A 3,153-nucleotide genomic window follows, 5' to 3' on the forward strand; every position below is an offset into this window, starting at 1 on the left:
CCTCTGCGCCGTCTTCCCCGGCCCGGAATACCGCCAGGACGCCGTCGCCGATGAATTTCAGCACTTCGCCGCCTGCGTCCTCGATGGGCGGCACGATGCAGTCGTAGTAAGCGTTCAAGAGGCTGGTGGCTTGTTCCGCGCTCATATCTGCGGTCAATTCGGTGAACCGGCGCATGTCGGCAAACAGGATGGCGGAGCGGATATGCATCACCTCGCCCCGGTGCACATCGCCCGAGATGATCCGCCGCTGCGGTTCTTCGCCGACATAGATCCGCAGCGCCTCCTGCATGGCGCGAGCGGTGGCGAGGATCTCCTGGCAGGCCGACAACGCCGGAAAAACCGCGCGCAAAAAGGCGATGTCATCCTGCGAAAACCCCTCGGCCGCTTGCGTTGCAAAGCTGAAAGTGCCGGCCATGCCGCTGCGCATGAAGACCGGCGCCATGATATAGTGGGTGTAGCCGTCGGCTTTCAATTCCGGCACGATGCCGTAACGGCCATCCGCAGTGTCCGGCAGCCAGAGTATCACCCATTCGCCGGACTTGTGCACATCCGCGGCCGGGGAATGGGCATAACCCTGGCCGCTTTCTTCGTTGTAGGGAAACAGATAGTTGCGCGCGCGCGTGCCGCGTTCCCAGAAGCGGGCGCTGGCCACAGCCTCGGCATGCAGCAGCGGCACGATGGAGGTGGCCCGGTCCAACGGGACGCCGCCTGCGCGGATCAGCTCTGACATGCGCGTCAGCACCTCATCCGCATCGGCGACGTCCCGCGCCTCCCCCAGCATGTAGGACATCAGGCGCGAGGCACCCTCCAGACGGTCCGGCGTCAGGTTCAGCAGAAGATCGGAGATATGTGTCATGCGCGCAGGCTAACCCGTCCGGTTTGCCCCAGGCAACGGAGGAGCTCCCGCCCGTCCTTGACGCCTCCGGCGCCGCGTCCCGTTGGGCCGGGCAGCCCTGCGGGCTGCGGGACACCCTGTTCACTGGCGCACATCACACGTGAGGCACGGCTGGTTTCACCGCACCCGCGCACAGCCTATCTTGGCTGCAGTCAACGAAAATCAGGAGACAGGCAGATGTCCCTCAGACCGATACTCGAAACCCGCCCGGCACAGCCCCATACCGAAGGCGCCGGGGTCAAGCTGCACCGCGCCTTCGGCTTTCAGGACCCGTCCGAGCTGGACCCGTTCCTGCTGTTCGACGACTTCCGCAATGAAAACCCCGAAGACTACCTGCGCGGCTTCCCCTGGCATCCGCACCGCGGCATTGAAACCATCACCTATGTGCTGGCAGGCTCGGTTGAGCACGGCGACTCGCTGGGCAATGCGGGCAGCCTGGGCGCGGGCGACGTGCAATGGATGACCGCAGGGTCGGGCATCCTGCATCAGGAGATGCCTTCGGGCAACACCCAGGGCCAGATGCATGGCTTCCAGCTGTGGGGCAACCTGCCCGCCAGCGAGAAGATGACCGCCCCCCGTTACCAGGATGTGAAGGGCGCGGAGATCCCCGAAATCACCGACGATGACGGCACAAGGGTGAAAGTGATTGTTGGAGATTTCTGGGGCAAGCGCGGCCCGGTGGACGGCATTGCCGCCGATCCGCAGTATCTGGATGTGTTCATCCCGGCGGGCGTCAGAAAGACCCTGCCGATCGACACCTACCGGCGTGCCTTTGCCTATGTGTTCGAAGGCGAAGCGGCCTTTGCCGATGCCTCTGCTCCGCAAGGTGTATTGCTGGAAAAAGAAGTTGCGGGCGAAGAGGTCAACATCCGCGACCTGTCCGGCGACCGCACCCTGGTCCGCTTTGGCACCGGCGATGAAATCACCGTGCAGGCGGGCCCCGAGGGCGTGCGTTTCCTGCTGATCTCCGGCGCGCCTATCAATGAGCCGGTGGCCTGGCACGGGCCGATCGTAATGAACACGCAAGAACAGCTGCACCAGGCGTTTCGCGAGCTGCGCAACGGAACCTTCATCAAACCTGCGCACTGAACCGCTGAAGGCCGCCAATCCGGCCTCGATGTGCTATACTCCCTCCGTCCAATAATCAGATGGGGGGAGAGATGATTATCCGGGTGTTCCGTACCACTGTCCGTGAAGACAAGATCCAGGACTTCAAGACTTTCCTGACCGACAGCGCGGTGCCGCATGTGCGCCGCCAGCCGGGGCTGGTCTCGGTTACCGCCGGGCTGCCGCGGCCGGATTCGCCCGCCACCTTCTGCGTCGTCATGGTCTGGGAGAGCATCGAGGCGCTGCAGGCCTTTGCAGGCGAGGACTGGGAGCAGCCGCATGTGCTGCCGGAGGAAGACCCAATGGTGCTGAGCCGCCAGATTGACCATTATGATATGATCGGGCTGTTGAGCTGACAGACCTGCCGGGGTCAGCCGTCGGCACGCCAGCTGTAAACCGTTTCGGTGCCCGAAGGCTCCGGTGTGAAACCGGCTTTCTCCAGCACCCTGGCCGAGGCCGCATTCTCCTGCATGACTCCGCCGCTGAGCGTCACGCCGCTGCCGCGGAAAAGAGCCAGCAAGCCACCAAGCAGCTCGCTGGCCAGCCCTCGGCCCCAGGCAGCTTCGGCAAACAGATAGCCAAGGTTCCGGATGGTTGCGCCTTCGTCAGGAAAGGAAAGAATAACCAGCCCGATACCCTGCCCCGCAGTTTCGCGCAGGCCAATCACCTCGGCTTGTTGCGAGACCGCCTCCAGAAAGGCCCGGCGGGCGCCGTCGTCTTCTGGGGTCTGAAACCCGGCGGGCAGCCATTGCACCACTTTCGGCGCAAAGAGATCCGCCAATTCGGCATCAGTCAGGTTCCGCCAGCGCCCGGCGCTCAGCCGCTTGGTTTGCAAGGTCAAAAGACTCATGCGCTGACCGCTTTTTGCACCATGTCCCAATAGACGTTCTCCACCTCATCCAGCGTCAGGCGCCCCTCGGAACGGTACCATGTGTTAACCCCGTTCAGCATCGCAATCACTGCCAGAGTGGCGATTTTGGTGTCGGGGATGCGGAACACACGCTGCTCCACACCCTCTTTCAGGATCGCCTCCACGCCGTTTTCGTAATCCCGGCGCAGCGATTCGAGGACGATGAAATTTTCATCCGTCAGGTTGCGCAGCTCCATATAGGCGATGAACACCGCATCCGGTCGCTCCAGGTGAAAGCGGA

4 protein-coding genes and 1 pseudogene are annotated in these 3,153 nt (G+C 63.2%); 2 read left to right on the forward strand and 3 right to left on the reverse strand.

What is annotated here, in order from left to right; all coding sequences use genetic code 11:
• Positions 1–856, reverse strand: an 856-nt coding sequence (locus A2I95_RS28750) for an adenylate/guanylate cyclase domain-containing protein (RefSeq protein ID WP_291735394.1), incomplete at its 3' end; no start/stop codon positions are given.
• A 216-nt stretch (positions 857–1,072) separates the two neighbouring features.
• On the opposite strand from A2I95_RS28750, the gene A2I95_RS28755 reads away from it, so the two are divergent.
• Both A2I95_RS28755 and A2I95_RS28760 read left to right on the forward strand, forming a co-directional pair.
• Positions 1,073–1,984, forward strand: coding sequence for a pirin family protein (locus tag A2I95_RS28755; protein ID WP_291735396.1), 912 nt, complete (start codon positions 1,073–1,075; stop codon positions 1,982–1,984).
• Positions 1,985–2,055: 71 nt separating this feature from the next.
• Positions 2,056–2,358: an antibiotic biosynthesis monooxygenase gene (locus A2I95_RS28760; protein ID WP_027259714.1), complete on the forward strand. Its 303-nt coding sequence runs from the start codon at positions 2,056–2,058 to the stop codon at positions 2,356–2,358.
• Between the two features lie 14 nt (positions 2,359–2,372).
• Here A2I95_RS28760 and A2I95_RS28765 read toward each other — a convergent pair whose 3' ends face one another.
• Both A2I95_RS28765 and A2I95_RS28770 read right to left on the reverse strand, forming a co-directional pair.
• Entirely contained in the window at positions 2,373–2,852 is a 480-nt protein-coding gene (locus A2I95_RS28765) for a GNAT family N-acetyltransferase (RefSeq protein WP_027259715.1), read from the reverse strand.
• Positions 2,849–3,153: pseudogene (locus A2I95_RS28770) on the reverse strand (TetR/AcrR family transcriptional regulator); the annotation flags it as partial. The pseudogene A2I95_RS28770 and the gene A2I95_RS28765, both read right to left, overlap by 4 nt.

Source organism: Leisingera sp. F5 (genome assembly GCF_001593695.1).